This window comes from Scandinavium hiltneri, from assembly GCF_024764835.1.
GTDB lineage: Bacteria > Pseudomonadota > Gammaproteobacteria > Enterobacterales > Enterobacteriaceae > Scandinavium > Scandinavium hiltneri.
This window is the reverse complement of record NZ_JALIGE010000072.1, coordinates 265,937-292,916: the sequence shown is the minus strand read 5'-3', so window position 1 is coordinate 292,916 and position 26,980 is coordinate 265,937. Positions and strand designations below refer to the sequence as shown.

Below are 26,980 nucleotides of genomic sequence, written 5' to 3'. Positions count from 1 at the left end.
AAATGAAACTCAGTACTCATAACGAACTTGTGCTGCAGATTGCCAAGCGTAATATCTATTCAAGATATAAAGGGTCGACGCTAGGTGTATTCTGGAGCTTACTTAACCCACTCTTTCTGCTGGCCGTTTATACGTTAGTCTTCGGTTTTGCATTTAAAACAAAATGGGGTGGTGGCTCCCTTGCCAGTTATCCGGTTATTTTGTTTTCTGGTTTGATTTTTCATTTTTTCATCATCGAACTATTAATGACAAGCAGTCAGTTGGTTAGTGGTAATGCCAATTATGTTAAAAAAGTGGTATTCCCACTTGAAGTGTTGGTCATTTCTAACTTTTTAGCCCAGCTATTCAATCTGATGATTGGGGCAGTTCTGCTGCTTATTGCTGTTCTTTTTTCTGGTGAAAGTTTAGTACGTGCTATATTGGCTATGGCGTTAGTGTTACCGCCATTCATCATTCTGACCCTCGGGTTATCTTATGTTTTTAGTGCTTTGGGGACATATATTAGAGATATTTCACATATAGTGAATCTGGCATCAACAATGTTATTGTTCATCAGTCCTATTCTTTTTCCTCTAAGCGTTTTTCCTGAAATAATAAAAGCGATAGTGTATTTAAATCCTATCTCTCTGATTATTATAGACTTTCGTGCGATTGCATTTAATATAGAGACGTTCTCATTACTCAGTTATGCAATCTATTTTGTAATCGCAATCACATTGTTTGTGCTTGGGCGATGGATGTTTAAAAGATTAAGCAGAGGGTTTGCAGATGTCGTCTGATTATATTGTTAATATTGAAAATTTAACGAAAGAATTCCATCAGTATCGATCTCCTTTTCATAATGTGTATAACCTGCTGAAAAAAAAACCTGGGGCAGGCTCGAGTAAATTTATCGCAGTTAATAATATTTCATTCAGCATCCAAAAAGGTGAACGGGTTGGTATCGTCGGTGCCAATGGTGCGGGGAAATCAACTATTCTCCAGATGATTGCCGGCACATTGCAGCCAACACACGGTACTATTGAAGTTAAAGGTAAAGTTGCTGCGTTACTTGAACTGGGGGCGGGCTTTAACCCAGAGTTTACCGGTATTGAAAATATCTATCTATACGCTTCTTTGCTGGGTATTGATCGTAGTGTGACACAGGACAGAATTGGTGCGATCTGTGACTTTGCCGAGATAGGTGACTTTATTCATCGACCTGTTAAAACGTATTCCAGCGGGATGTTTGTTCGACTGGCATTTTCTGTAGCAATCAATGTTAATCCCGATATTCTAATCGTGGACGAAGCGCTGTCGGTTGGCGACTATCTTTTCCAAACAAAATGCCACCGAGCATTTGAACAGTTCCAGAAGCAAGGTGGTACAGTCCTTTTTGTATCTCATGATCTTACTGCTGTGAGAAATACATGTGACCGCGCAATTCTCATAGATAAAGGCTGTATTATTCTAGATGATCAACCTGATGTGGTAGTCAACTCCTATCAGGAATTGATGAAAACGAGGGAAATACAGTGGCTTAAAAGCCAAGTGGCATTGCGCTCAGAGTATCGATTTGGCCTCGGTGGTGGGAAAATTACAGACGTGATTATCTCAACAGATGAGGCTGAGGATATCTCTGATGTCTCTGTGAACCAGCCAATATCCCTTTCAATCGTGCTAGACCTTGAAACTACGTTTGAAAATCCAGTTTTCACAATGACGCTGCGGAATACATCAGGTATTGATGTATGGGGCTTCAATAGTAAAGTGATCGGCATAGATATAAAACCAGAAATTGGGAAACGTAAAATCACGGTGCAGGTTCCAAACAATCTAAGTCCTGGCTCGTATACAGTTAATGCTGGGCTTATTGATATGCTTGCAGATGGCCAATATAACGAACATGATCACCGTTGGGGCATGAAATTACTGAGTGTTGTTGGAAAGACAAAGACAATCGGATTTATACATATGGAGCCAGTGTTGCTTAGACAAGAGGACTTTAATTAATGGCAACTGAAAGACTCTATTTTTCTTCCGATGAGAATCTGGATATTGAGCAGAATGCTTATGATGCACAAAACATCGAAAGACATGAATCTCGATATTATTTCGCTGCGAAACAATTGACTTCAGAAATGTCAGTGTTGGATTGTGCATGTGGTAGTGGCTACGGCAGTGACATACTAAAAGATTTTTGTAATGATGTGACAGGAGTCGATATTGATCAAAATGCAGTTGATTTTGCGACATCCAAATATAAATCTGAAAAATTAAAGTATGTATGTGGAGATATTCGCGAAATATCCAATGCTTTACATAAAGTTGATACAGTAGTTTGTCTTGAAACCCTTGAGCACGTCCCGGATCCTCGGATCTTACTTGATGGTTTTATGAAAGTGCTCAAAGATGATGGTCAGTTTGTGGTTTCTACACCGGTAAGAGAAACTAGTAGAGAAAACCCGCTTAACAGCTTCCACGTACTTGAATACACAAGCGATGACCTTCGGCGGGTCTTGAACCACTATTTTTATCAGGTTGATGTCTATCTGCAGGATCAGGACAAATTCTATCGCATTGATGATAATATTTTCTGGGGATTCGTTGTTGCAGTATGTAAATATCCTAAAAACGAAACTATCGAAGACTTGGACTTACTGATTAAAGATAAAGAGACTATACTAATGAATAAAATAACAGAACAGTCTTTCATTTCAGAATCAGCAAGCGTAGCCGGATCTGTATTGTTTAAACCGTCGTTTGAGGACGGTTTATATAATGTAATGGATGGAGCTGAGATTCGAGAAAACACGGTTATCGAATCGCATAACCAAGGGAAACTCTACCTCGGTAAAAAATCAGTTATTGGTTATAATTGTTGGTTAAATACAACCGGTGGAATTTATATTGGTGATAATACACTGATTGGTGCTAATACGGTTATTACTTCCTCTTCTCATCATTTTAAAGATAATATTCCAATAGGTGAGCAAGGGATGTCATTTAAAAAAGTGACTATCGGCTCGAATGTGTGGATTGGCAGTAATGTTTCAATTCTGGAAGGTGTCAATATTGGTGACGATTGTGTTATTGGCGCCAATAGTGTTGTTAAAAAAGACGTCCTACCTCATTCTATTGTGAAACCGGCTGATTCGATTGTTACTCAAAATATTGTTCGCAATAAAGTTGTCTTTTATTTATTACCTTTTGTGATTAGGAATGATACATTAACGTTCCAGTGTATTTATGATCGCTATAAAAAGTTAGCTGAGTCTTTTGTTGAACAAAACTGGGACGTGGCTTTTATCGCAACAAACGAACTTGCCAATATCATTCGTGCCGATGGATGGACGTGTGTTTCACCATCAGACTACAATATTGCTTATGATGATAGTCAGTGGTTTGAGCGTTGGAAACGCGTTTTGAATGGCAAGACTGACCAACAACACAGTGGCTTTATTGCGCAAGCGCTTAATGAACTGACACCTGAAATGGTATTTTGCTGGAATTATGATGGGCTGCTTAAAGCCTATTGTAATGGCAATAACATTACAGTCTTCTTCAATGAACTTGGGTTGTCTCGAGCACCAAACCCAGTCATTTATTACAGCGACTCGGAAGGTGTAAATAGCACTAGTACTTTGAAGAGTTTCTGGAAAGAGTTTGAGGATTTCAAACTATCAGAAAATGAGTTAACCATCGCGCGATTAACGCTTGGTAAGGTAAAAAGTAACTACAGTATTACTGAAGAGCGTAAAAATGAGATTCGTGCCCAACTTGGACTTGCAGATAAGAAAACGATCCTGATTGCACTTCAAGTTGAGGATGATTCAAATATTGTTGCAGGCTCTAAATTTGAATCTATGCAGCAATTTATCGATGAGTGTTTAACCTACTCCCAAGACAATCTCCAGTTTATTATTAAAAAACATCCTGCGCAAAGTCAATGTACAATAAATGCAGGGAGTGTATCCGTCATTTCTGAACACTATAGCACGCAGGAGTTAATTGCCTTTGCTGATGCCGTATTCACAATCAACTCATCCTTAGGATTTGAAGCCCTAGTTGCGGGTAAGAAAGTATTTGCTTTTGGCACTGCGCCTTATGCAGTTCCAGAATTGGTTGTTGAAGCAGAGAAAGGTATTAAAAACGAAGAGTTTGATACTCTGGTAGGCCATGGAAGTGATGATACTGCATTAGTAAAATTTGTTTATCTTACTTATCATCAATATTTCTTCGCTGAAAATAAATTCTTTAATGCAGAATTTCATATTCGCCGATTTTTGTTAAAAAAATCCGTACAGAAAAATAGTTCAGCCTACTTTTTTGACAGCGGATCTTACTTCAAGGAACGGGAGATTCTGGTCAATCGCTTCCAGAATAGAGTGCTGCAGAATTCTATTTTAGGTTATGAGAAGTGGATCGAAACCCTTAAAGTAACTGAGAAAAACGCAATGGAGATTTCCGAGTGGGCACAGTCACTGAATTTGAGGGTTCAAGAGTATGAAGAAAAAATAGCGCAATACATCGCTGCTGCTCAACAAAAGCGAAATGTGTTCCAGCGGTTGTGTGGTTTCTTGAAAGGTAATAGGAATTGATTGAAAATGTTAAAAAATAAAATAAAAAATGCATTAAGGCCATTTTATTATCAACTATCTCCTGCGATGCGCAGTAGAGTTAAAAAAACTTATCAACTTGTTCGTGGTATTAATTTAGAGCCTCTGACGACGACGAATGCTGTCGGTACTAAAGGGGTTAATATTCAAGGTGATTTATCATGTTTACACCAATTATCTAAAAAAGATGGTGGCTTGGATGTTTTACTATTTCCTGTAATTGACTGGGACTTTCGTCTTCAGCGACCACAGCAGTTAGTAAAAGAATTGGCAAAACTTGGCAACAGAGTTATTTATTTTTCTACGACGTTTAATGTCAGCAATGCGCCAGGTTTTATTATTGAAAAAATGCCAGTTGAAGGTGTTGTCCTTTGTAAGTTAAATATTAACAAATTTGATGTTAATATTTATAAAGATAAGTTAGAAGATGAACAAATATGTTTCTTGGTTCATAGCGTTTATCAGGCACGTCAGGCTTTTGGGTTTGGTTTTACTAATTCCATTATCGATCTGCCATTTTGGCGAGAAGTTGTAGAAAGACTATCGTCTAACAATATCACATATGATTGCATGGACCACCATGCTGGTTTTGAGAACAATGATTTAACAATGTTGACAGAAGAGGAAAAATTATTCAAATCTTCAGATCTGGTTATAACGACAGCTCAGAGACTTTCTGAAAGCGTTGCAAAGTATCGTGAAAATATTATTATTCGAAACGGATGTGAGGCCGATTATTTTGCGAAAATTCCTGACCAAGGTGCGTTGGTTAAAGATCGTCCTGTTGTTGGATACTACGGTGCGATTGCAGAATGGTTTGACCTTGACCTGTTAATTGCAACAGCACGAGCCTACCCACAGTATGATTTTGTTATGATTGGTGGCACTACGTGCGATATTACTGCAGCGAAAAAAATTGAGAATATAAATTTCCTCGGTGAAGTACCTTACGTCGAATTGACACCTTACCTGAAAGATTTCGATGTTTGTTTAATTCCTTTCAAACTTATCGAGCTCACATTGTGCACCAACCCAGTGAAAGTGTATGAGTATCTAGCTGCCGGAAAACCAGTTGTCTGCACTGCAATGCCTGAAGTTATTGTCATGGGAGATGTTGTCCACGTTGCAAAAACAAAAGAGCAATTTATTGAACAGATTGCCATAGCTATGGCGGAAACAGAGGATGAAGTACTTCGTGATAAACGTAGGAAGTGGGCTAAAAATCATGATTGGGCAAACCGAGCATGCCAACTCTCCGATGCACTACATGAGCTCAATGATAGCAAACCTAAAGCCAGTTTAATCGTATTAACTTATAACAATCTGGCGCTTACAAAAGAGTGTTTGCATAGTATAGAGAGAAGTACCGAATATGATAATTATGAAGTTATTATCGTAGATAACTTTTCGACAGATGATACTCGAGATTATCTGCAAAACAACTATATGGATAGACCTAATTATACGGTCATTCTGAATGATGAAAATATAGGTTTTGCTGCGGGCAATAATGTTGGCCTTGAAAAAGCTACTGGTGATATTTTGGTTGTACTTAACAACGACACATATGTATCGCCATTCTGGTTAGGGGGCTTGGTTAAAGCATTTAAATACAATGCAGATCTCGGACTAGTGGGACCTGTAACCAATAATATTGGTAATGAGTCTAAAATAAATATTAGTTACCATAACTGGTCTGAAATGCATGTGAAGTCATTACAATACATATCTAATCATACTAATCAGCTTTATCCAATGGATTGCCTAGCTTTTTTCTGTGCGGCCATTCGTCGTGAGGTTTATACGGATTTAGGAGGTATTTCGCTCGATTATGGACTTGGCTTCTTTGAGGACGATGATTATTGTAAGAGGGTGAAAGAGAGTGGATGGGAAATGGCTGTTGTGGAAGATGCATTTGTACACCATCATTTATCTGCTAGCTTTAATCAGCTCAAAAACAACCAAAAAGAACTACTGATGAAGAAGAATAAAGCTATTTTTGAGAGAAAATGGGGTGAATGGAAACCACACAGCTATCGGCCGGGAGTTTACTAAAATGGTCGTAGTCTACTTATCTCCCGTGAACTGGGATAGCATAGCACAGCGTCCTCATTTTTTTGCCGATTTTATAACTGCATATGATGTAAAAAAGGTCATATGGGTAGAGCCATTACCCTCGCGATTCCCAAAATATTCGGATATTAGAACAAGATTAATTGGCGTTGAGTCAAAAAGTATTGAAAAACATCCAAAAATTGATGTGATCAGGGTTGAAAATGTTGTACCCATTGAGCCTTTCAACAACTTATATAAAATCATTAATGAGAAAACCATCAAGAAATTCATCACTGATTTGAGTTCGAGGATTGGTGATCAAAAGGCAATCCTTGTAGTTGGGAAGCCTAGTATATTGAGTCTTGAAGTTATTAATAATGTTGTGTTCAGCAATGTTATTGCAGATGTGATGGATGATTACCCGCATTTCTTTAAAGGGAAAGCAAGAGAAAGCGTTTCTAATCTGCTATCAAAACTGCTCAACAAAGTCAATGTCTCAATGTTTTCATCCACTGGACTTCTGAAAAAATATAGTAACGTTACTAACGATTCCGTCCTTGTAATGAATGCTTGTTCAGAAACATTCTATAGTAATCTAAAAGATAACGAGGTGGATAAGGGGTTTTCTTTAACTAACACTATAACATACGGCTACGTTGGCAGTGTTGCAAAATGGTTTGACTGGCAATTTATAGAAAAGTTAGCTGTTAATCGGCCTAATTCTAAGATAGTTATTGTCGGTCCTTTATATGTAAAGCCTGATACTGTTCCTGATAATGTAATAATTAAGTCAGCGATTGATTACAAAGATATTCCAAGTTTAATTAGAACGTTCACTTATGGGATAATTCCCTTCCAAATTAATGAACTGACTGAGTCTGTTGATCCTGTTAAGTATTATGAGTATATCGCTGCAGGCATACCTGTAATATCGACTAGTTTTGGCGAAATGAGATGCCGAGTAGAAAATGGATTTGCTGTAAATCTTGAACAGCATTTGGCAGGAATAGAACCTATTGTTGAAGAGCCAGTATTTTGGGGAGACAGGTTTAAATTTTTAAATGAAGGGTATTTGCGTGCTAAAAAACTTTAAGATGTATACTTTTATTGGTGTGTTAAATACAGCAATTCATTGGTCTGTTTTCTTCGCCTTTAGTAGTTTCGGATTTTTACAGGCATTTAGTAATTTAGCTGCGTTTTCCATAGCATCAACTTTTTCCTATTACATGAATTCAAAGTTCAATTTTAAAAAGAAAGCAAAAGGACGAACGTATTTTCTTTTTGTTGTAGGCCTCGGCGCACTTAGTTTAGTAGTAGGAGCATGTGCTGATAAATTAAATATAAATAGCTTTGTTACATTAATCGTTTTTTCCAGTTTAAGTTTAATCCTTGGTTTTATCTACTCAAAATATATAGTGTTCAAATGATTATGAATAAAATATCATTAATTGTTCCAGTTTTTAATGAAGAAGCTGCTGTGCCAATATTTTATCAGGCAGTTAAGAATGATGTTTTTTTGTCAAAACATAATTTTGAAATTATTTTCATAAATGATGGCAGTACTGATTCTACAGAAAATGAAGTAAAAAATATAGTATCAACCGATAGTCGTGTGATTCTAATTAACTTATCTAGAAATTTTGGGAAAGAAAAGGCATTATTTTCTGGTTTGTGTGCAGTTGATTCAGATTTTGTTGTACCTATCGATGTCGATCTTCAAGACCCAATTGAATTGGTTGAAGTTATGTACGAATCACTACAAGATCCGTCAATTGATGTTGTTCTTGCCAAGCGTGTCGATAGAAGCAGTGATACATATCTAAAAAGAAAAACAGCTGAGTTGTTCTATAAAACACACAATAAATTGTCAGATGTAAAACTCGAGGCAAATGTTGGTGATTTTAGAATGATGCGTAAGCAAGTTGTCCAATCTATTACCAAAATATCCGAATCTCAATTATTCATGAAAGGTATCTTTTCATGGGTAGGTTACAGAACTGCTGTTGTTGAATATAAACGAAGTATACGGGTTGCCGGAGATAGCAAATTTAACAGTTGGAAACTATGGAATTTAGCTGTTGAGGGAATTACGTCATTCAGTATTGCTCCGCTGAAGATCTGGCTTTATTTGGGCCTAACAATATCCTTTGTTTCATTTGTATATGCAATGAATTTGATTATATCAAAGTTAATTTTCGGTAACCCGGTTGCCGGTTATCCATCTATAATGGTTGCAATTCTTTTCTTGGGTGGTGTCCAGTTGATTGGTATTGGCGTCTTGGGGGAATATATTGGTCGCTGTTATATGGAAAGTAAGCAAAGACCGAAATTTATCATAAGAGATATTGTTCATAATCAGGATGCAAATAATGACTCTAGCAAATAAAATCACTCTAGTTATCGTCTTTGGTATTATAGCAAATATTGGTTTGTTTATGAATCCTGGCTATTTTAGTCATGACGAAATTGGTTGGGGTTTAAAAGCCATAGCAGCGCATAATCTTTCAGATATAAAATATTATAATATCTTCGAATATAATGATTTTCACTATCGTCCTTTAAATTTTAATCTTTGGTTGATTTCTAGTTATTATTTTTTTGACTCACCACAGCTATTCCATTTTGCATTGCTTTTCTGTGGTATTATCAATGCGGTATTTATCTATTTTATTATCAAGAAAGTTGCTAATGAACATATTGCATTTATATCTGCATTAATCAGTACAACAATGCCTTCAGTTGTATTTGTTAATGGTTGGATTGGAACAATTGCTGATGTTTTTTGGTGTATGAGTTGTTGCATTTCATTGTTTATATTCTTACTGTCTAGAACAATAGTTAATATAAATAAATTCATTTTTCTGATTTTATCACTTGTATTTTTTGTCTTTGCATTGATGTTTAAAGAAACGGCTGTAGTCTACCCTGCCATTGTATTTTTATTCATGGGGTATGAATATTTCTTTGATAGAGAAAATTCTAATGCGGCCATTCGATGGACATTACTATTCTTTTCACTTTGCTCATTGATTGTTGTTGTGTATTTATCGTTAAGATTGGAGTATTTATTCCCAAAACATGGAGGTTATGGTACATCTCTAAGTAATATACCTCTCCGCGTGGCAGAGTATTTTATATTTCCTTTTTTACTCGATAACATAGAAATTCACGGTTTATTTGAACAATATACTGTCTCACAGTTACTCATAGCTAGTGCTATACACTTGTTGCTCATTGTTTTTGTTTGTCGACGTTCTGTTTTAAGCTATGTTTTCTATTTCGCATTTTATTATGTAGGTTCGATTCCAATTTTAATATTGGACATGAGCTTACCTCATTATATATATACGTCTGGTTTTACAATTGCTATTAGCCTCGCGATTCTTTACCATAGGTCTGCATTCTATCGTTTAGCAAGCGTGATTTTTTTCATGCTCTTATTTATACATAGTATTAACTTACAAAAGAATTACGTTGTAACAGGTAACTATCAAAATAACTTTGTTAATACACTTTACTCTGTGATTAGTAGTAATAAAAATAAAAATTGTCAATATCTAATAGAACCAGCGGCTGGAAGCATGTCGTGGATAGCTTTAAGAGCGATTTCATTTCGCCGAAGTATAGATGATTTGGTTTTACCTCAAGATATTGTTTTCAACAAAGCTGAATTAAAAAACGACAGTGTATGCAGATTGTCTCTTGATACTATCGGCAGGGTGAAATTGACAGGGATTAATTATGTTAATGATTAGACGTTTTTTTAAAGTAAGGCCTCTTGATGAATTGATGAAATCCAAGGTTGATGTTTTTTCGTTCATCAGACTATCTGCTGCCTTGCTTGTATTGTATGCACATTCATATCATATTTTCGGTTTGGGTGCAGATCCACTAACAAGAAAGATTGGGGTGTATACAGGAACCTTAGCTGTTTATATTTTCTTTACAATTAGTGGTTTTTTTATTTTGCAAAGTGCAATGAAGCGTACTTTTCTGGAATATGCTATATCCAGACTGGCAAGGATCTTTCCTGGTCTAATTGTTGCGAATGTTGCTACGATATTTGTTATAATTCCATTGGCACACAATGTTGATTATTTCTCCTTTGTTTTTTCGAGTTTTTCATGGGACTATATTAAAATAAACTCATTGCTAGAAAACGTGGTTTTTTCTCTTCCAGATGTTTTTTCAAATAATCCAGATCATGCTATTAATGGTTCATTATGGACATTACCTGTCGAAGTTCGCGCATATTTTTGCGCTTTACTGTTTGTTGCGTTGGGTATAACTGCGACACGTGGAAGTTATAACTCCTGTTTTATTATCTTTATTTTGATTGATTATTTTTTTTCGACCTTTTATCAAATTATATTTCCTATTCCTGGAGCAGTTAGCCTCATCTTTTTTTTCTGTGTCGGTGGGGGTTTATATATAAACAGGAGCTATATTCCTGTTTCTCCACTATTAGTAATTGCCGTTGCGAGTTTTTTACTATTTTACCGTTCTGCAATTAGCCCATTATTTATTGCAGTGTTGATCAGCTATCTTGTGATATCATCTGGTTATGTTTTTGGCGTATTAAAATTTATAAATCTAAAACATGATTATTCATATGGCTTATACTTATATGCATATCCCATATCACAGGTTAGTTATTCTCTCCTTAATTATCATGGATTTATTGTGTATTTCATCTTTATCTGCTTTGCTACTTCTGTAGCGGCATTCTTCTCTTGGCATTGTGTTGAGAAACCCGTGGCTTATTTCGCTAAAGCAAAGATTATTCCGTATACCTCTTCAATGATAAGAAGGTTCAATATGATTAATGTAAGAGATGGATTATGAGCAAAATAAAAGTACTATCTATATTTGGAACCCGTCCTGAAGCGATTAAAATGGCTCCGGTTGTGGAATATCTTGAAGGTGATGTCCGGTTTATCAGCAAAGTATGTGTAACTGCCCAGCACAGAGAAATGCTTGATCAGGTATTGCAGTTATTCAATATTAAACCAGATTATGATCTTAATATAATGAAACCTGGGCAAGATTTAACAGATATAACTGCTTCCATTCTTTTAGGACTGCGATCAGTTTTGCAAGAATTTAAGCCTGATTATGTATTAGTACATGGTGATACTGCTACAACCTTGTCTGCTACACTTGCGAGCTATTACCAACAAGTTAAAGTCGGACATGTTGAGGCTGGATTAAGAACTAATAATATATACTCTCCTTGGCCGGAAGAAGGTAATCGTAAATTAACAGGTGCACTTGCAAATTTGCATTTTTCCCCTACCTCTACATCAGCAGAAAATCTCTATTTGGAAAACATTCCGCGCGACAGAGTTATTGTTACAGGTAATACTGTGATTGATGCTCTTCTGATGGTGAACGCGAAGTTGGAAAACGACTCTGCGTTAGCTGGCGAGATTAGTAAAAATTTTCAGTTTATAAATAATGAGCGTAAAATTGTACTAATTACGGGCCATAGACGTGAAAGTTTTGGAGGTGGGTTCGAAAGGATCTGCAATGCAGTTTTAAAATTATCTAAAGTGTTTCCAGATGTTGACTTTGTTTATCCTGTACATTTAAATCCAAATGTGCGGGATGTAGTGAATTCTATACTCCTTGGACAAGATAATATTCACCTTATTCCACCACAGGATTACTTGCCGTTTGTCTATTTGATGAATGCGTCATCAATAATTTTAACTGATTCTGGTGGTATCCAGGAAGAAGCGCCATCTCTTGGTAAACCAGTCCTTGTAATGAGAGACACGACTGAAAGGCCTGAAGCTGTTACGGCTGGCACTGTAAAACTTGTAGGTACTGATGAAGTGCGTATTTTTGATGAGGTTTCATTGCTTCTGACTAATCAGTCTGAGTATGACAGAATGTGCTTTGCACATAACCCTTACGGTGATGGCAAAGCATCATCTAGAATTGCCGACGCCATAGTATTATCGCTCAACTCCTAGCTCAGAAAATGGTAGGTTAGATAACTAACTAAAAACCACCTGAAATGCTTAGAGTATATTTTACGGTTATTAAATGCTCCTTTGTGTATCGCCTTTATATTTGGTAGGTATATTAGGGGCATTTTTATTTTATTTGCTCTTCTGCAGATATCAACATCCTCAAAGTACATGAAAAATTTACTGTCGAACCCACCTAGTTTTTCATAAGCATTTTTTTTGAAAAGTAGAAATGACCCAGCTGCCCAATCTATATATAATGGTGTTGTTATTGTATTTTTGTCATAGGCATCAGAGCGATAATCTTTTTTTAGTAGCCCCTTTAATGGCCCTGTTAATTTTGGAAACCGTCGAATTGATTGTTCCGGTTTATTAAAGTTTTCGTCATGAAATAGATTTATAGTGAAAATATCTGATTCATTAATCAGGATTTCATTTTTTAACTTGTTTAGTTCATTCTCGGCGATAATAACATCAGGGTTGATGACAAGGAAATGGTCGTCATTGCTTATCCTTTTGTTATTGATCAAATAGTCGAAGATATAATTGTTATTCTCTCCAAAACCTAAACCGTAATCGCAGTCAAGCAAGGTTATGTTGTGATTTATAGCGAATTTTTTCAATTCATCGGATGCTGGTGTATTTGATTTTATTATTACAGGGTTTTTTTCAGCAAGTTGAGAAAGACTTGCGTTAGTAACTATTAGATGATCATGATTATGATTGATTATACTTAAGAAAATCATATCGTATATACTTAATGTCGCTGGTTTATGAAGGTCTTACCTACATAATACCTTTAGGGCACAAGGTAAGCAACTTTATTTTTTGCATTTGTCACCTTCGTTGTGTTTTCATTTTGGTGTATCATTTACATGTTAAATTTACCTTGTTGATTTATATTAAATTGATTTGGTTGTAAGATTTTATTGCAATTGTTATGTCCACCAACAGCTTTACAATGTTGAGGTTTCTAAATTATTTAGTGATACATGCAATTTTCCATTTAATCTGTACTATAGATGCATAATTTATTAATTTAGAAGACTTGTTCTTGTTCTTGTTCTTGTTGTTTGAACAGCTTTCCGGACTTACTCATATATTCAGGGAAAGATCACGTAAAGTACATTTTTGCACTAAAATGGGCTTTGTTAATGGAATGGTCGCCCCCTACATCTTGTGTCACAGTGGGATGATAAATCGTCACTACTTGAGCGGAGCGGCATACAGGTGAGGACAAGGCGTTGTTGGCGCACCGGCACGAGGTGTATCAGGCAGCAAGAGCAGCGAACCCCGGACGCTGGTCACGGCAGACAAGAAACTGGCAACGGCAGGAAAGCGTGACGCTCAATCCGGAGCGGGAAAAACAGGCCGCATAAACTAATCTGGGGTGACAACTTCATTGACACTTACCGCCATGGTGGGTCTGTAGGCTGATAACCAGGGTACTGTGGTCATCGACATCGAACTCAGTCCAGTCCATGGAAACGACGATCTCAGTGCGTTCACCGATCAAATAAGGAACCCAGTCATCGAAGAGTCGCCATGTATCAAGTTTGATATTGCTTAACAGGCGATCTATCTGTTTAACGGCGTGTTTACGGTTAAGTCCGCTGGCTAAAGAGAGGCCATTGCCGATGGCATGGATAGCCAATGAACCCGATTCGATAACGCCATGGGTGGCATTGGCCAGCGAAAGTACACGCCTGGCATGCATGTCGTGTCCAAATATCTCATCGATATGGTGAAGTATCATTTCGTGATTGAGCATAGTGATCAGTAGTCAGGTATTTGCTGGTTCATAATACTGATCATATCTCAGAAGCCTTGTGGTGCCACGTCCTTATGAGGGGATGGCTAAGGTGCCAGGGCTGTGTTGCAGTCGGTCAAACGTAAACAGGATGCTATATCGGGATGGGCCAGTCGGCTACTGGCACGCCGGAATAACAACATTGTTTCGGTAGCATTAGCTAATAAGAATGCGCGGATTGTGTGGGCACTATTGCAGGGAAAGATCACGTAAAGTACATTTTTTGCACTAAAATATGCGCGTTTTTTGTTCGAGTTGGGTGTGGGAAGTGACGTGAAATCCTGGCTTTTAATCTTCTTATGTGATCAAATAATTCCTTAATCATATTAAGGGCAATAAAAATGGAACTTGAGAAGTTAATGGCTCATATCACGATAATTCCTGACTACAGACAACCCTGGAAAGTGGAGCATAAATTATCAGACATTCTACTTCTGACGATATGTGCCGTTATTTCTGGTGCGGAAGGATGGGAGGATATTCAGGATTTCGGTGAGACTCATATTGATTTTCTGAAGCAGTATGGTGATTTTGAAAATGGTATTCCGGTCCATGATACCATTGCCAGAGTCGTGTCATGTATTAACCCTAATAAATTTCACGAGTGTTTTATAAACTGGATGTGTGATTGTCATTCTTCAGATGACGGAGATGTTATTGCTATTGATGGAAAGACGCTTCGCCATTCTTATGACAGGAGTCGCCGCCGGGGTGCCATTCATGTCATCAGTGCTTTTTCTACGATGAACAGCCTCGTGCTGGGACAGATAAAAGTAGATGAGAAATCTAACGAGATAGCAGCCATTCCTGAACTGATTAACATGCTGGATATAAAAGGAAAGTTGATCACAACAGACGCTATGGGATGCCAGAAAAATATAGCAGAGAAAATACGTGGTTAGGAAGGTGAATATTTATTTTCAGTTAAAGGAAATCAGGGGAAGCTGAATAAAGAATTTGAAGATCATTTTCCTTTAAAAGAAATAAATAATCCCAAATATGACAGTTATACAACATCAGAAAAAAGCCATGGCAGAGAAGAAACACGACTCCATATTGTCAGTGATGTACCTGATGAGTTGATTGATTTTACATTTGCTGAGTTGATTGATTTTACATTTGCATGGAAAGGTTTGCGGAAGTTATGTGTGGCGGTTTCATTTCGTTCAGAAATAAAAGAAAAACGGAAAGAACCTGAAATGCAGATTCGATATTATATAAGCTCTGCGGATTTAACGGCAGAGAAATTTGCGACAGCGATGAGAAATCACTGGCATGTGGAAAATAAATTACACTGGCGCCTGGATGTGGCAATGAATGAGGACGACTGCAGAATAAGAAGAGGGAATGCTGCTGAATTATTCTCAGGAATAAGGCATGTAGCTGTAAATATTCTGACGAATCATAAAGAGTTCAAAGCAGGATTAAGAAGAAAGATGCGAAAAGCCGCAATGGACAGAAACTACCTCGCGTCAGTCCTTGCGGGGTGCGGGCTTTCGTAATCTTGCCCTGGGCAAACTGGCATACTCTGGTTGGTGGCAGACAGTCCGTATCTGCTGCTGCTCTTCCACACTCAGGCGGTTGGCAGGCATCGGGCGAACGGCATCCGCTCTGCGGTCTTCCGGCCGGGTTTGCCAGCGTTGCCAGGTGCGCAAACTGAGGTCAACTTCACGACAGGCCACCGCGCGTCTGGCACCGGCTGCAACCGCTTCATTTATCCACTGGATAAACAACTGGCGTTCATCGCGCGGTGTTAATCGTCCTCGTCTGTTTCCCCGTAGTAGTCCCTGAGCTTTTTTCGCAGTACCAGGATCGCTGCCGCCTCCGCCAGAGCCTTTTCCTTGCGCAGCAGCTCCTTTTTTAATTGTTTGTTTTCTTTCTGGCTTTGCCTGAGGGCCGCTTTATCATCACCTGAAGGAATCTGCAAAAACGCCTGTTTCCATTGGGCTATCTGCACGGGGTAAAGTCCCTTTTTACGGCAATATTCGGCGATTTCCGTTTCGCTCAACGTGGCGGTTTCCACGATAACCGCCAGCCGCGCTTCGGCAGGCCACTGACCACTGTTTTTGTCTGCACCGGGCACCGGTTTCCCCTCTGTTTTCGCCTGATTGCGCCAGTTGTAGAGGGTAGCTTCCGATATCCCTTCCATCTGTGCAACAGCCGTGACGGTCATGTTGTAGGGAGGCAGCAGTTTTGCCAGCGTGCTGGCTTTACGCTCCGGGGAAATACGTTTCATTTGTCACTCCGTTGCCCTCTTTATTCATTTTTAGAAGGGGGTGACAACTATGCTGACACTGAGGGCCCTGGACCCTATCCGATTCTTTATATCACTTGCGCTTTTCCTAAGATATAATCTTTGAAATTTAGTCTGTTCAAGTGACAGAAACCACACCTGACAGGAGTATGTAATGTCCAAGCAACAAATCGGCGTCGTCGGTATGGCAGTGATGGGGCGCAACCTGGCGCTCAACATCGAAAGCCGTGGTTATACCGTCTCCATCTTCAACCGCTCCCGTGAAAAAACTGAAGAAGTGATTGCTGAGAACCCTGGCAAGAAACTGGCTCCTTTCTTCACGGTGCAGGAATTCGTCGAGTCTCTGGAAACACCACGCCGCATCCTGTTAATGGTGAAGGCGGGCGAGGGCACGGACAAAGCCATCGAATCTTTGAAACCTTACCTGGAAAAAGGCGACATCATCATTGAAGGCGGTAACTCCTACTTCCCGGACACCGTGCGTCGTAACCGCGAGTTGTCTGCTGAAGGCTTCAACTTCATCGGTACCGGTGTTTCCGGTGGTGAAGAAGGTGCGCTGAAAGGCCCCTCTATCATGCCTGGTGGCCAGAAGCACGCTTACGAGTTGGTTGCCCCAATCCTGACCAAAATCGCCGCCGTTGCCGAAGATGGCGAACCGTGCGTGACCTATATTGGTCCGGACGGTGCGGGTCATTATGTGAAGATGGTCCACAACGGTATTGAGTACGGTGACATGCAGCTTATTGCTGAAGCCTACTCTCTGCTGAAAGGCGGCCTGAAGCTCTCCAATGAAGAGCTGGCGCAGGTCTTCACCGAATGGAATGACGGCGAGCTGAACAGCTACCTGATTGACATCACCAAAGACATCTTCACGAAAAAAGATGAAGACGGGATTTACCTGGTCGATGTGATTCTGGATGAAGCGGCGAACAAAGGTACCGGTAAGTGGACTAGCCAGAGTTCACTGGATCTCGGCGAACCACTGTCACTGATTACCGAATCTGTCTTCGCGCGTTATATCTCTTCTATGAAAGATCAGCGTGTTGCGGCTTCTAAAGTGCTGAGCGGTCCACAGGCAAAACCAGCAGCCGATAAAGCTGAGTTTGTTGAGAAGGTTCGTCGTGCGCTTTATCTCGGCAAAATCGTTTCCTACGCGCAGGGCTTTTCTCAGCTGCGTGCGGCTTCCAACGAGAACAACTGGGATCTGAACTACGGCGAAATCGCGAAGATTTTCCGTGCGGGCTGTATTATTCGTGCCCAGTTCCTGCAGAAAATCACCGATGCGTATGCTGAGAATGCAGACATCGCGAACCTGCTGTTGGCACCATACTTCAAGAAGATTGCTGACGACTACCAGCAGGCACTACGTGACGTTGTGGCTTATGCGGTGCAGAACGGTATCCCTGTTCCAACCTTCTCCGCAGCCATTGCCTACTACGACAGCTACCGTGCTGAAGTTCTGCCGGCAAACCTGATTCAGGCTCAACGTGATTACTTCGGTGCGCACACCTACAAGCGCACTGATAAAGAAGGCGTATTCCATACCGAATGGATGGAATAATCTGAATTAAGCAGCAAATGACATCAAACCCGGAGCCTTGTTTCCGGGTTTTTTTTAACCAAAAATCGCGTATTTATTCGAAGTAGTCTGAATGTCGCTTCAACATCATGGCAATTCGCAGGCTTCGCCTTGACAGTGCCTCTGCGCTAGAGGTAAAACCCCCAACAGCTATTGTTTATCGTGATGGCCAGGTGCCATCTTCACCGTTAACTGAATAAAGTTGCGTTCTAATGAAAATTACAATTTCCGGTACAGGTTATGTTGGCCTCTCAAACGGCATTCTGATTGCACAGAACCACGAAGTGGTGGCGCTGGATATCGTGCAGGCCAAAGTGGACATGCTCAATCAGAAGAAATCGCCGATTGCAGATAAAGAGATTGAAGAATACCTGGCAACCAAAACGCTGAACTTCCGCGCTACGACTGACAAGCAGGATGCCTATCGCGATGCGGATTATGTGATAATCGCGACCCCAACCGATTACGACCCGAAGAACAACTACTTCAATACCTCCAGCGTTGAAGCAGTCATTCGTGATGTGGTCGAATTCAACCCAAACGCGGTGATGATCATCAAATCGACCATCCCGGTAGGCTTCACTCAGTCCATTAAAGATGAACTGGGTATCGATAATGTGATCTTCTCGCCAGAGTTCCTGCGTGAAGGTCGTGCGTTATACGACAACCTGCATCCATCACGTATCGTGATCGGTGAGCGCTCTGAGCGTGCAGAGCGCTTTGCAGCTCTGCTGCAGGAAGGGGCTATTAAAGAAAATATCCCGACGCTGTTCACCGATTCAACTGAAGCCGAAGCCATTAAGCTGTTCGCCAATACTTATCTGGCAATGCGTGTGGCCTACTTCAATGAGCTGGACAGCTATGCCGAAAGCTTAGGGCTCGACAGCCGTCAGATTATCGAAGGCGTATGTCTCGACCCACGTATCGGCAACCATTACAACAACCCGTCATTTGGCTACGGCGGCTACTGTCTGCCTAAAGACACCAAACAGTTGCTGGCTAACTACCAGTCGGTGCCGAATAATCTGATTTCGGCTATCGTGGATGCCAACCGTACGCGTAAAGATTTTGTCGCGGACTCCATTTTGTCGCGTAAACCAAAAGTCGTCGGTGTGTATCGTCTGATCATGAAAAGTGGCTCTGATAACTTCCGCGCCTCTTCAATTCAGGGGATCATGAAGCGCATCAAAGCGAAAGGCGTGCAGGTTATCATCTATGAACCGGTGATGCAGGAAGACGAGTTTTTCCACTCGCGTGTGGTTCGCGACCTGGAGGCGTTTAAGCAGGAAGCGGATGTGATTATCTCCAACCGCATGGCGGAAGAACTCGCTGATGTGGCAGATAAAGTGTATACCCGCGATTTGTTTGGCAACGACTAAACCCGAACTGCTCTGATATCAAAAGGCCCTCAAATCTGAGGGCCTTTTAGTTGCTGGCGTACTGCAAAACACGATTAAACGTTATAGAAACCCCGATACCAGTCGACGAAGTTTTTCACCCCGTCCTTAACCGTGGTTTCGGGTTTGAAGCCAGTCACTTCTTGCAACGGTTGAGTATCCGCGCTGGTTTCCAGCACGTCACCCGGCTGAACTGGCATCATATTCTTCTCAGCTTCAGTGCCGAGCGCTTCTTCAAGGGCCGTGATGTAATCCATCAATTCAACCGGTGAGCTGTTACCAATGTTATAGACGCGGTACGGTGCAGAGCTGCTGGCAGGCGATCCGGTTTCGACCGTCCAGTTGGCATCCGGCTGAGGGATAACATCCTGCAGACGAATAATCGCCTCAGCAATATCATCGATGTAGGTGAAGTCACGCTTCATCTTGCCGTAGTTGTAGACGTCGATGCTTTTGCCTTCCAACATGGCTTTGGTGAATTTGAACAGCGCCATGTCCGGGCGGCCCCATGGACCATAGACGGTGAAGAAACGCAGGCCGGTGGTTGGCAAGCCATACAGATGGGCATAGGTATGCGACATCAGCTCGTTGGCTTTTTTGGTCGCCGCATACAAGGAGACTGGATGGTCGACAGAATCATCGGTCGAGAACGGCATCTTGCGATTCAGGCCGTAGACAGAGCTGGATGAGGCATACAGCAGGTGCTGCACCTTGTTATGGCGGCAGCCTTCAAGCACGTTCAAGTGACCTATCAGGTTGGCATCCGCGTAGGCGTGCGGGTTTTCCAGCGAATAACGTACGCCTGCCTGAGCGGCCAGGTGAATCACACGATCGAACTTCTCATCTGCAAACAGATTCGCCATCGCGACGCGGTCAGCCAGTTCGATTTTATGGAAGTTGAAACCTGGCTTTTGCAGCAGATCAAGACGCGCCTGTTTCAGACTGACATCGTAGTAGTCGTTGAGATTATCAATCCCCACCACGTAATGGCCTGCACGGAGCAAGCGCTGGCTGACGTGGAAGCCGATAAAACCGGCCGCGCCGGTCACCAGAAATTTCATCTTAAACCTCGAAGTAAAGTCATCAGTATCTGCCACAGTTCACATCAGCAGATAAGTGTGCTGATGATACCTTGTAATGATATCAATAGTAATGACTAAGTGTATCAGAGGGATGGCCGGGAACCAGAACGGTTCCCGGATAGCATTACTGATGACGTTGACGCAGATTCTCAATGACCGTCGTCAAATCCAAATCCTGATCCTGCAGCAGAACCAGCAGGTGATACATCAGGTCAGAGGCTTCGTTGGTCAATTCATGACGGTCATTAACGGTGGCCGCCAGCGCGGTTTCCACGCCTTCTTCACCCACTTTTTGTGCGATGCGTTTTGTACCGCTGGCGTACAGTTTCGCCGTATAGGAACTTTCAGGGTCGGCAGTTTTACGTTCTGCCAGCAGTTGTTCGAGCTGATACAGGAACAGCCACTGGTGGCTGGCGTCGCCGAAACAGCTGGATGTGCCCTTGTGGCAGGTTGGACCCACCGGATTCACCAGCACCAGCAGGGTGTCGTTATCGCAGTCCGGGGTGATGCTGACCACATTGAGGAAATGGCCGGACGTTTCACCTTTGGTCCATAAGCGCTGTTTGGTTCGCGAGTAAAACGTCACTTTACCGCTCTGCTCAGTGGCAGCCAGGGCATCCTGATTCATATAACCCAGCATCAGCACTTCGCCGGATACCGCATGTTGTACGATGGCGGGCATCAGTCCGTCGGTTTTTTCCCAGTCCAGTTGTTCCGTTAACATACTCTGATCTCCACGCCCTGAGTCGCCAGGTACGCTTTTAATTCGCCAATATTAATAATTTGCTTATGGAACACCGACGCGGCCAGTGCGCCATCGACGTCTGCATCGCGGAAGGCTTCGAGGAAATGTTCCATCGTTCCCGCACCGCCGGAGGCAATCATCGGTACGCGGCAAACGTCACGCACTTTTTTGAGTTGCGCAAGGTCATAACCATTGCGCACGCCGTCCTGATTCATCATGTTGAGGACGATTTCACCCGCGCCGCGCTTTTGCACTTCCTCTACCCAGTCGAGGGTTTCCCATTGCGTCACTCGGGTGCGGTTTTCGTCACCGGTGTATTGATTGACGTGATACTTACCGGTATCCGCATCGAACCAGGTATCGATCCCGACGACAATGCACTGTACGCCAAAGCGATCCGCCAGGCGGGTAATCAGCTCAGGCTCAGCGAGAGCAGGGGAGTTCACTGATATTTTATCCGCGCCAAACGACAGGATTTTGGCCGCGTCGTCTACCGATTTGATCCCCCCGGCCACGCAGAAAGGAATATCGATAACTTCCGCAACACGTGACACCCAGCTTTTATCCACCACGCGCCCATCGCTGGAGGCGGTGATATCATAGAACACCAGTTCATCTGCGCCTTCTTCGGCGTAGCGTTTTGCCAGCGGGACGATATCGCCGATGATTTCGTGATTGCGGAACTGCACGCCTTTCACCACCTGACCATCACGCACGTCAAGACAAGGTATTATCCGTTTTGCCAGCATTGGATGGCCTCCGTTACGTTGAATTTACCTTCCAGCAACGCGCGTCCGACAATCACCCCACGAACGCCAGTCCCGCGTAGCGCGGCGATGTCGTCGAGGCCGCCAATACCGCCGGAAGACTGGAATGCCACCTGCGGATAGCGGGCGCACACTTCGTCATACAGCGAGACGTTGGAGCCCGCCAGCGTGCCATCACGGGAAATATCGGTGCACAGCACGTGCGTGAGCCCGACGGGTAAATAGGTTTCGACCAATTCTTCCAGCGTCACGCCGGAGTTTTCCTGCCAGCCGCTGACTGCAACCTGTTTGGTTCCCTGGTCATCAATACGGACATCCAGCGCAAGCACCAGTTTTTCCGCGCCGAAACGCGTAAACCAGGTTTTCACGACTTCAGGGGATTTTACTGCGGTCGAACCAATCACTACGCGAGCGACGCCTGCGTCTAACAGGGCCGCGACGTCTTCTTCCGTTCGAATTCCACCGCCAACCTGCACCGGGACATTCACACCCGCCACCAGGGTTTTAATCAGTGGGATCTGACGTTTCGCCGGGTCTTTTGCCCCGGTGAGATCGACGAGGTGCAGCACTTCAGCACCTTGGGCGGCATATTCCTGCAAACGTGGAAGCGGGTCGCTGCCATAATCACGCTGCTGGCCGTAATCACCCTGATGGAGACGAACCACGGTGCCGTCAATTAAATCTAAAGCGGGAATGATCATCACATCTCCAGGAAGTTTTTCAGCAGCTGCGCGCCCGCGGCGCCAGAACGCTCGGGGTGAAACTGCACGCCGAAGAAGTTGTCTTTTTGCACCGCGGCGGTAAACGCTTCGCCGTAGTTGCACTGGGCGATGGTCCACGAATTGACCGGCATCGCGTAGCTGTGCACGAAATAGAAGTACGCGCCATCTTCAATACCGCGGAACAGGCGATCACCGGCTTTAGGGTAAACGCGGTTCCAGCCCATGTGCGGCAGAGGCAGGCCGAAATCGGTCATTTTCGGGATGTCCTGCTCAATGATGCCAATCATGTCGACGCCGTTCGACTCTTCGCTACGACGGCCCAGCAACTGCATGCCGAGGCAAATGCCCAGCACCGGCTGAGTGCAGGCTTTAACCAGCTCGATGAGCTCACGTTCACGCAGCTGATCCATCGCCGCCTGCGCGGTGCCAACACCTGGCAGAAACAGTTTGTCGGCGCGCAGCACGATATCCGGGTCACGGCTGACCACCGGCTCGTACCCGTGACGGATAATCGCCGATCGCACCGAATTCAGGTTGGCGCAGCCGGTATCAAGGATAACGACGTTCATCACAGCACTCCTTTCGAGGAGGGAAGGGTGTCGCCCTCCACGCGAATCGCCTGACGCAAAGTACGGCCAAAGGCTTTAAACAGACTTTCCACGCGGTGGTGATCGTTTTTGCCTTTGGTTTTCAGGTGCAGCGTGACGCCCATGGTGTAGGAGAGCGAGCGGAAGAAGTGCTCGATCATCTCGGTGCTGAGGTCGCCCACGCGCTGATAGGTGAATTCGGCACGGTATTCGAGGTGTGGGCGGCCGGAAATATCCAGCGCACAGCGGGCCAGGCATTCGTCCATTGGCAGCACGAAGCCGAAACGGTTAATGCCACGCTTGTCGCCCAGCGCCAGCTTCAGCGCTTCGCCGAGCGCCAGACCGGTGTCTTCCACGGTGTGGTGATCGTCGATATACAGATCGCCTTTAACGGTGATTTCGGTGCGGAAGCCGCCGTGGGTCGCAATCTGATCGAGCATATGGTCAAAGAAGCCCACGCCGGTGTTAATTTTGCTACCGCCTTCGCGGTCCAGCCACACTTTGACGTCGATTTGCGTTTCGCGGGTGTTACGCTCCACGTGTGCGTAGCGGTCGCGCTTCGTCAGCTGCTCGGTGATTTTCAGCCAGTTGAGGTCGTCACGGCTGTAGCGCAGGCCGATAATCCCCATATTTTGCGCCAGGGTAACGTCAGTTGCGCGGTCGCCAATCACATAGCTGTTGGCCACGTCCATCACGCCGTCATTCAGCCACGCAGCAACCATTTTGGTTTTCGGCTTGCGGCATTCGCAGTTGTCAGTTTCGACGTGCGGGCAAATCAGCACATCATCAAACTGCACGCCCTGAGAGGTGAAGACCTGCATCATCAGGTTGTGCGGGCCGTCGAAATCCGCCTGTGGGAAACTGTCGGTCCCCAGTCCGTCCTGGTTGGTGATCATCACCAGCTTGTAACCGGCTTTTTGCAGCTTTAACAGCGAAGGAATGACCTCCGCTTCAAACGCCAGTTTGTCGAACCGATCGACCTGATAATCACTCGGCGGCTCGCTAATGAGGGTGCCGTCACGATCGATAAAGAGGAACTTCTGGGTCATACTTTCTCCGCACGAAGGGCGTCAATGACGCGCTGGCTCTCGTCACGGGTGCCAATGGTGATACGCAGGCAGCCGCTTAAAGAAGGTTGTTTATTCTGATCACGTAAGATAATGCCCTGATCCCACAAAGATTTGAAGACCGCGCTTGATGCGGTAAGACGCACCAGAATGTAGTTAGTCTCCGAGTCGAAAACCTGTTCAACGCAGGCAATGTCACGCAGCTGCGTTATCAGGTACTGACGTTCTTCGAGGATCTGCGCCACGCGGTCACGCATGGCATTGATACCCAACGGGCTTAGCGCCTGGGCCGCAATATCGGCAACTGGTGTGGACAGCGGGTATGGCGCAATCACTTTCATCAGCAGGGCAATCACGTCTTCGCTGGCGAGCGTGAAGCCGCAGCGCAGTCCCGCGAGGGCGAAGGCTTTCGACAGCGTGCGCAGCACCACTAAATGCGGGTACTCGGCAATCCAGCCGGTCAGCGTCGCCTGCGGGCAAAACTCGATATATGCTTCATCGGCCACGACCAGCGCCTTGCCGCGGGTCATCTCCAGCAGCACGCGAAAATCCTGAGGATTGATAATCTGCCCGGTCGGGTTATTTGGGCTGCACACGTACACGACTTTTACGCCATCAAGTTTATCGGCGATGGCCTGCAGATCGAGCTGCCAGTTTTCCAGCGCGGGTACCGTCCGGTATTCCACACCGAAGGTCTCGGCGCTGACGCTGTACATGCCGTAGGTCGGGGGGCAGAACAGAATCGCGTCTTTGCCCGGTTCGCAAAAAGCGCGGATCAGCAACTCAATCCCTTCATCGGCCCCGCGGCTCACCAGAACCTGCTCTGGTTTCAACCCGGCGTACTGCGCGTAGTTTTCGATAACGGCTTTGGGCTGGCACTCCGGGTAACGGTTCAGCGCTTGCTGCGAAAGATCGAAGGAGACCGCCGTCGGAAATTCATTGGCATTCAGCCAGACGTCACCTTTGCCGCCGAGGCGACGGGCAGACTGATAGGGCGTCAGGTCGCGGACGTTTTTACGGGCTAACTCTTCAATGCTCATTTCATCTCCTTGAGTGCGGCCACACGTAAGGTAACGGCGTTTTTATGGGCGGTCAGACGTTCGGCGGCGGCCAGTGTCTCAATCGTGGACGCCAGCGCGGAGAAGCCGTCTTTCGAGAGTTCCTGCACGGTCATGCGTTTCTGGAAATCGGCCAGTCCCAGGCTTGAGCAGGTGGCGGTGTAACCGTAGGTCGGCAGCACGTGGTTGGTGCCTGAGGCGTAATCGCCGGCCGATTCCGGGGACCAGTCGCCTAAAAAGACCGAACCGGCGCTGGTGATGCTATCGACCAAAGCGCGCGCGTCGCGGGTCTGGATAATCAAGTGCTCCGGACCGTACTGATTAGAAATTTCGATGCATTGCGCAAGGTCGCGGGCGACAATCAGCCTGCTGGCGGATAATGCCTGACGCGCGGTATCGGCACGTGGTAATTCAGCCAGCTGGCGCTCAACGGCCTTCGCGACGCGAGCGGCCATGTCAGCATCCGGCGTCAGCAGAATCACCTGGGAATCCGGGCCGTGTTCTGCCTGAGACAGCAAATCGGAGGCCACGAAGTCCGGTGTTGCACCGCTGTCGGCAATCACCAGTACTTCAGATGGGCCAGCGGGCATATCAATGGCGGCCCCGTCCAGACGCTGGCTGACCTGGCGTTTTGCCTCGGTAACAAATGCATTGCCTGGGCCAAAAATTTTATCCACTTTCGGCACCGATTCGGTGCCCAGTGCCAGCGCGGCAATGGCCTGCGCGCCGCCGACATTAAAGATATCCTTCACGCCGCACAGTTTGGCCGCATACAGAATTTCATCGGCAATGGGCGGCGGGGAGCACAGCACCACTTTTTTACAGCCAGCGATACGAGCAGGCGTGGCGAGCATTAACACGGTGGAAAACAGCGGCGCAGAGCCGCCGGGAATATACAAACCGACGGACGCGATAGGGCGCGTCACCTGCTGGCAGCGAACGCCTGGCAGGGTTTCCACATCAACCGGCTGCAGTTTCTGCGCAACGTGAAACGTCTCGACGTTTTTCACCGCTACCGCCATCGCCTGCTTCAGCTCATCGCTCAGACGACGACTTGCAGCGTCAATTTCCTCCTCGCTGACCTTCAGCGCGATGACGTCGGTTTTATCAAACTTCGCGCTGTATTCACGCAGCGCCTGGTCGCCATGGGTTTTTACGTTGTCGAGAATTTCCGCCACGGTGCGGCTGATGCTTTCCGACGCAGAAATCGCCGGGCGCATCAGTAAATCACGCTGTTGCTCGGGGCTGATGCTGTTCCAGTCGATGACAGTATTAAAGCTCATG

At 44.2% G+C, this 26,980-nt stretch carries 22 protein-coding genes and 3 pseudogenes; 14 read left to right on the top strand and 11 right to left on the bottom strand.

Annotated elements, in window-relative coordinates:
* Positions 1-2 precede the first annotated feature (2 nt).
* The 10 genes from MUU47_RS10285 to wecB are packed head-to-tail and all read left to right on the top strand — an operon-like array spanning position 3 to position 12,631.
* Positions 3-779, top strand: a complete 777-nt coding sequence (locus tag MUU47_RS10285; RefSeq protein ID WP_258988100.1) for an ABC transporter permease — start codon at positions 3-5, stop codon at positions 777-779.
* On the top strand, positions 769-1,992 hold the full coding sequence (locus MUU47_RS10280; protein ID WP_258988099.1) for an ABC transporter ATP-binding protein: 1,224 nt from the start codon (positions 769-771) through the stop codon (positions 1,990-1,992). Before MUU47_RS10285 ends, MUU47_RS10280 begins: the two co-directional genes overlap by 11 nt.
* Positions 1,992-4,580: a methyltransferase domain-containing protein gene (locus MUU47_RS10275; RefSeq protein WP_258988098.1), complete on the top strand. Its 2,589-nt coding sequence runs from the start codon at positions 1,992-1,994 to the stop codon at positions 4,578-4,580. The genes MUU47_RS10280 and MUU47_RS10275 overlap by 1 nt, the downstream gene beginning before the upstream one ends.
* Before the next feature lie 6 nt (positions 4,581-4,586).
* Positions 4,587-6,653, top strand: a complete 2,067-nt coding sequence (locus MUU47_RS10270; protein ID WP_258988097.1) for a glycosyltransferase — start codon at positions 4,587-4,589, stop codon at positions 6,651-6,653.
* A gap of 1 nt (position 6,654) precedes the next feature.
* Positions 6,655-7,746 carry a glycosyltransferase family protein gene (locus MUU47_RS10265; RefSeq protein WP_258988096.1) on the top strand — a complete coding sequence of 364 codons (1,092 nt, stop codon included), beginning with the start codon at positions 6,655-6,657 and terminating at the stop codon, positions 7,744-7,746.
* On the top strand, positions 7,715-8,080 hold the full coding sequence (locus MUU47_RS10260; protein WP_309578262.1) for a GtrA family protein: 366 nt from the start codon (positions 7,715-7,717) through the stop codon (positions 8,078-8,080). The genes MUU47_RS10265 and MUU47_RS10260 overlap by 32 nt, the downstream gene beginning before the upstream one ends.
* A 2-nt stretch (positions 8,081-8,082) precedes the next feature.
* Positions 8,083-9,039, top strand: a complete 957-nt coding sequence (locus MUU47_RS10255) for a glycosyltransferase family 2 protein (RefSeq protein ID WP_258988184.1) — start codon at positions 8,083-8,085, stop codon at positions 9,037-9,039.
* Entirely contained in the window at positions 9,023-10,408 is a 1,386-nt protein-coding gene (locus MUU47_RS10250) for a glycosyltransferase family protein (protein WP_258988094.1), read from the top strand. Before MUU47_RS10255 ends, MUU47_RS10250 begins: the two co-directional genes overlap by 17 nt.
* On the top strand, positions 10,395-11,498 hold the full coding sequence (locus tag MUU47_RS10245) for an acyltransferase family protein (RefSeq protein ID WP_258988093.1): 1,104 nt from the start codon (positions 10,395-10,397) through the stop codon (positions 11,496-11,498). The genes MUU47_RS10250 and MUU47_RS10245 overlap by 14 nt, the downstream gene beginning before the upstream one ends.
* A 5-nt stretch (positions 11,499-11,503) precedes the next feature.
* The gene (wecB, locus tag MUU47_RS10240; RefSeq protein ID WP_309578264.1) at positions 11,504-12,631 is read left to right on the top strand and encodes a non-hydrolyzing UDP-N-acetylglucosamine 2-epimerase; all 1,128 of its coding nucleotides are present in this window, start codon (positions 11,504-11,506) and stop codon (positions 12,629-12,631) included.
* Here the strand turns inward: wecB and MUU47_RS10235 are convergent.
* Together MUU47_RS10235 and MUU47_RS10225 are read right to left on the bottom strand one after the other, a co-directional pair.
* Positions 12,628-13,374, bottom strand: coding sequence for a glycosyltransferase family protein (locus MUU47_RS10235; protein WP_258988091.1), 747 nt, complete (start codon positions 13,372-13,374; stop codon positions 12,628-12,630). The two genes, wecB and MUU47_RS10235, sit on opposite strands and share 4 nt — an antisense overlap.
* Before the next feature lie 668 nt (positions 13,375-14,042).
* A pseudogene (locus MUU47_RS10225) lies at positions 14,043-14,399 on the bottom strand (IS4-like element ISAs18 family transposase); the annotation flags it as partial.
* A gap of 90 nt (positions 14,400-14,489) precedes the next feature.
* Here MUU47_RS10225 and MUU47_RS10220 point away from each other — a divergent pair.
* Both MUU47_RS10220 and MUU47_RS10215 read left to right on the top strand, forming a co-directional pair.
* Positions 14,490-14,651, top strand: a pseudogene (locus MUU47_RS10220) (IS110 family transposase); the annotation flags it as partial.
* Positions 14,652-14,779: 128 nt separating this feature from the next.
* Positions 14,780-15,940: pseudogene (locus MUU47_RS10215) on the top strand (ISAs1 family transposase).
* A 251-nt stretch (positions 15,941-16,191) separates the two neighbouring features.
* On the opposite strand, the gene MUU47_RS10210 reads toward MUU47_RS10215, so the two are convergent.
* A complete protein-coding gene (locus MUU47_RS10210; RefSeq protein ID WP_258988090.1) occupies positions 16,192-16,674 on the bottom strand; it encodes a transposase in 483 nt (160 codons plus the stop codon).
* A gap of 172 nt (positions 16,675-16,846) precedes the next feature.
* Between MUU47_RS10210 and gnd the strand changes: the two genes are divergently transcribed.
* Both gnd and ugd read left to right on the top strand, forming a co-directional pair.
* Positions 16,847-18,253: an NADP-dependent phosphogluconate dehydrogenase gene (gene gnd / locus MUU47_RS10205; protein ID WP_258988089.1), complete on the top strand. Its 1,407-nt coding sequence runs from the start codon at positions 16,847-16,849 to the stop codon at positions 18,251-18,253.
* Between the two features lie 230 nt (positions 18,254-18,483).
* Positions 18,484-19,650: a UDP-glucose 6-dehydrogenase gene (gene ugd, locus MUU47_RS10200; protein ID WP_258968195.1), complete on the top strand. Its 1,167-nt coding sequence runs from the start codon at positions 18,484-18,486 to the stop codon at positions 19,648-19,650.
* Positions 19,651-19,724: 74 nt separating this feature from the next.
* On the opposite strand, the gene MUU47_RS10195 is transcribed toward ugd, so the two are convergent.
* From MUU47_RS10195 to hisD, 8 genes are all read right to left on the bottom strand, one after another.
* Positions 19,725-20,729, bottom strand: coding sequence for an NAD-dependent epimerase (locus MUU47_RS10195; RefSeq protein ID WP_258988088.1), 1,005 nt, complete (start codon positions 20,727-20,729; stop codon positions 19,725-19,727).
* 145 nt (positions 20,730-20,874) lie between these two features.
* Positions 20,875-21,474 carry a bifunctional phosphoribosyl-AMP cyclohydrolase/phosphoribosyl-ATP diphosphatase HisIE gene (hisIE, locus tag MUU47_RS10190; RefSeq protein ID WP_258988087.1) on the bottom strand — a complete coding sequence of 200 codons (600 nt, stop codon included), beginning with the start codon at positions 21,472-21,474 and terminating at the stop codon, positions 20,875-20,877.
* Entirely contained in the window at positions 21,468-22,244 is a 777-nt protein-coding gene (gene hisF / locus MUU47_RS10185; RefSeq protein WP_258988086.1) for an imidazole glycerol phosphate synthase subunit HisF, read from the bottom strand. The genes hisIE and hisF overlap by 7 nt, the downstream gene beginning before the upstream one ends.
* A complete protein-coding gene (gene hisA / locus MUU47_RS10180; protein WP_258988085.1) occupies positions 22,226-22,963 on the bottom strand; it encodes a 1-(5-phosphoribosyl)-5-[(5-phosphoribosylamino)methylideneamino]imidazole-4-carboxamide isomerase in 738 nt (245 codons plus the stop codon). The genes hisF and hisA overlap by 19 nt, the downstream gene beginning before the upstream one ends.
* A complete protein-coding gene (gene hisH / locus MUU47_RS10175; protein ID WP_258988084.1) occupies positions 22,963-23,553 on the bottom strand; it encodes an imidazole glycerol phosphate synthase subunit HisH in 591 nt (196 codons plus the stop codon). The genes hisA and hisH overlap by 1 nt, the downstream gene beginning before the upstream one ends.
* On the bottom strand, positions 23,553-24,620 hold the full coding sequence (gene hisB / locus MUU47_RS10170) for a bifunctional histidinol-phosphatase/imidazoleglycerol-phosphate dehydratase HisB (protein ID WP_258988083.1): 1,068 nt from the start codon (positions 24,618-24,620) through the stop codon (positions 23,553-23,555). The genes hisH and hisB overlap by 1 nt, the downstream gene beginning before the upstream one ends.
* Positions 24,617-25,678: a histidinol-phosphate transaminase gene (hisC, locus tag MUU47_RS10165; protein ID WP_258988082.1), complete on the bottom strand. Its 1,062-nt coding sequence runs from the start codon at positions 25,676-25,678 to the stop codon at positions 24,617-24,619. The genes hisB and hisC overlap by 4 nt, the downstream gene beginning before the upstream one ends.
* Positions 25,675-26,979, bottom strand: a complete 1,305-nt coding sequence (gene hisD, locus MUU47_RS10160) for a histidinol dehydrogenase (RefSeq protein ID WP_258988081.1) — start codon at positions 26,977-26,979, stop codon at positions 25,675-25,677. The genes hisC and hisD overlap by 4 nt, the downstream gene beginning before the upstream one ends.
* Position 26,980 lies beyond the last annotated feature (1 nt).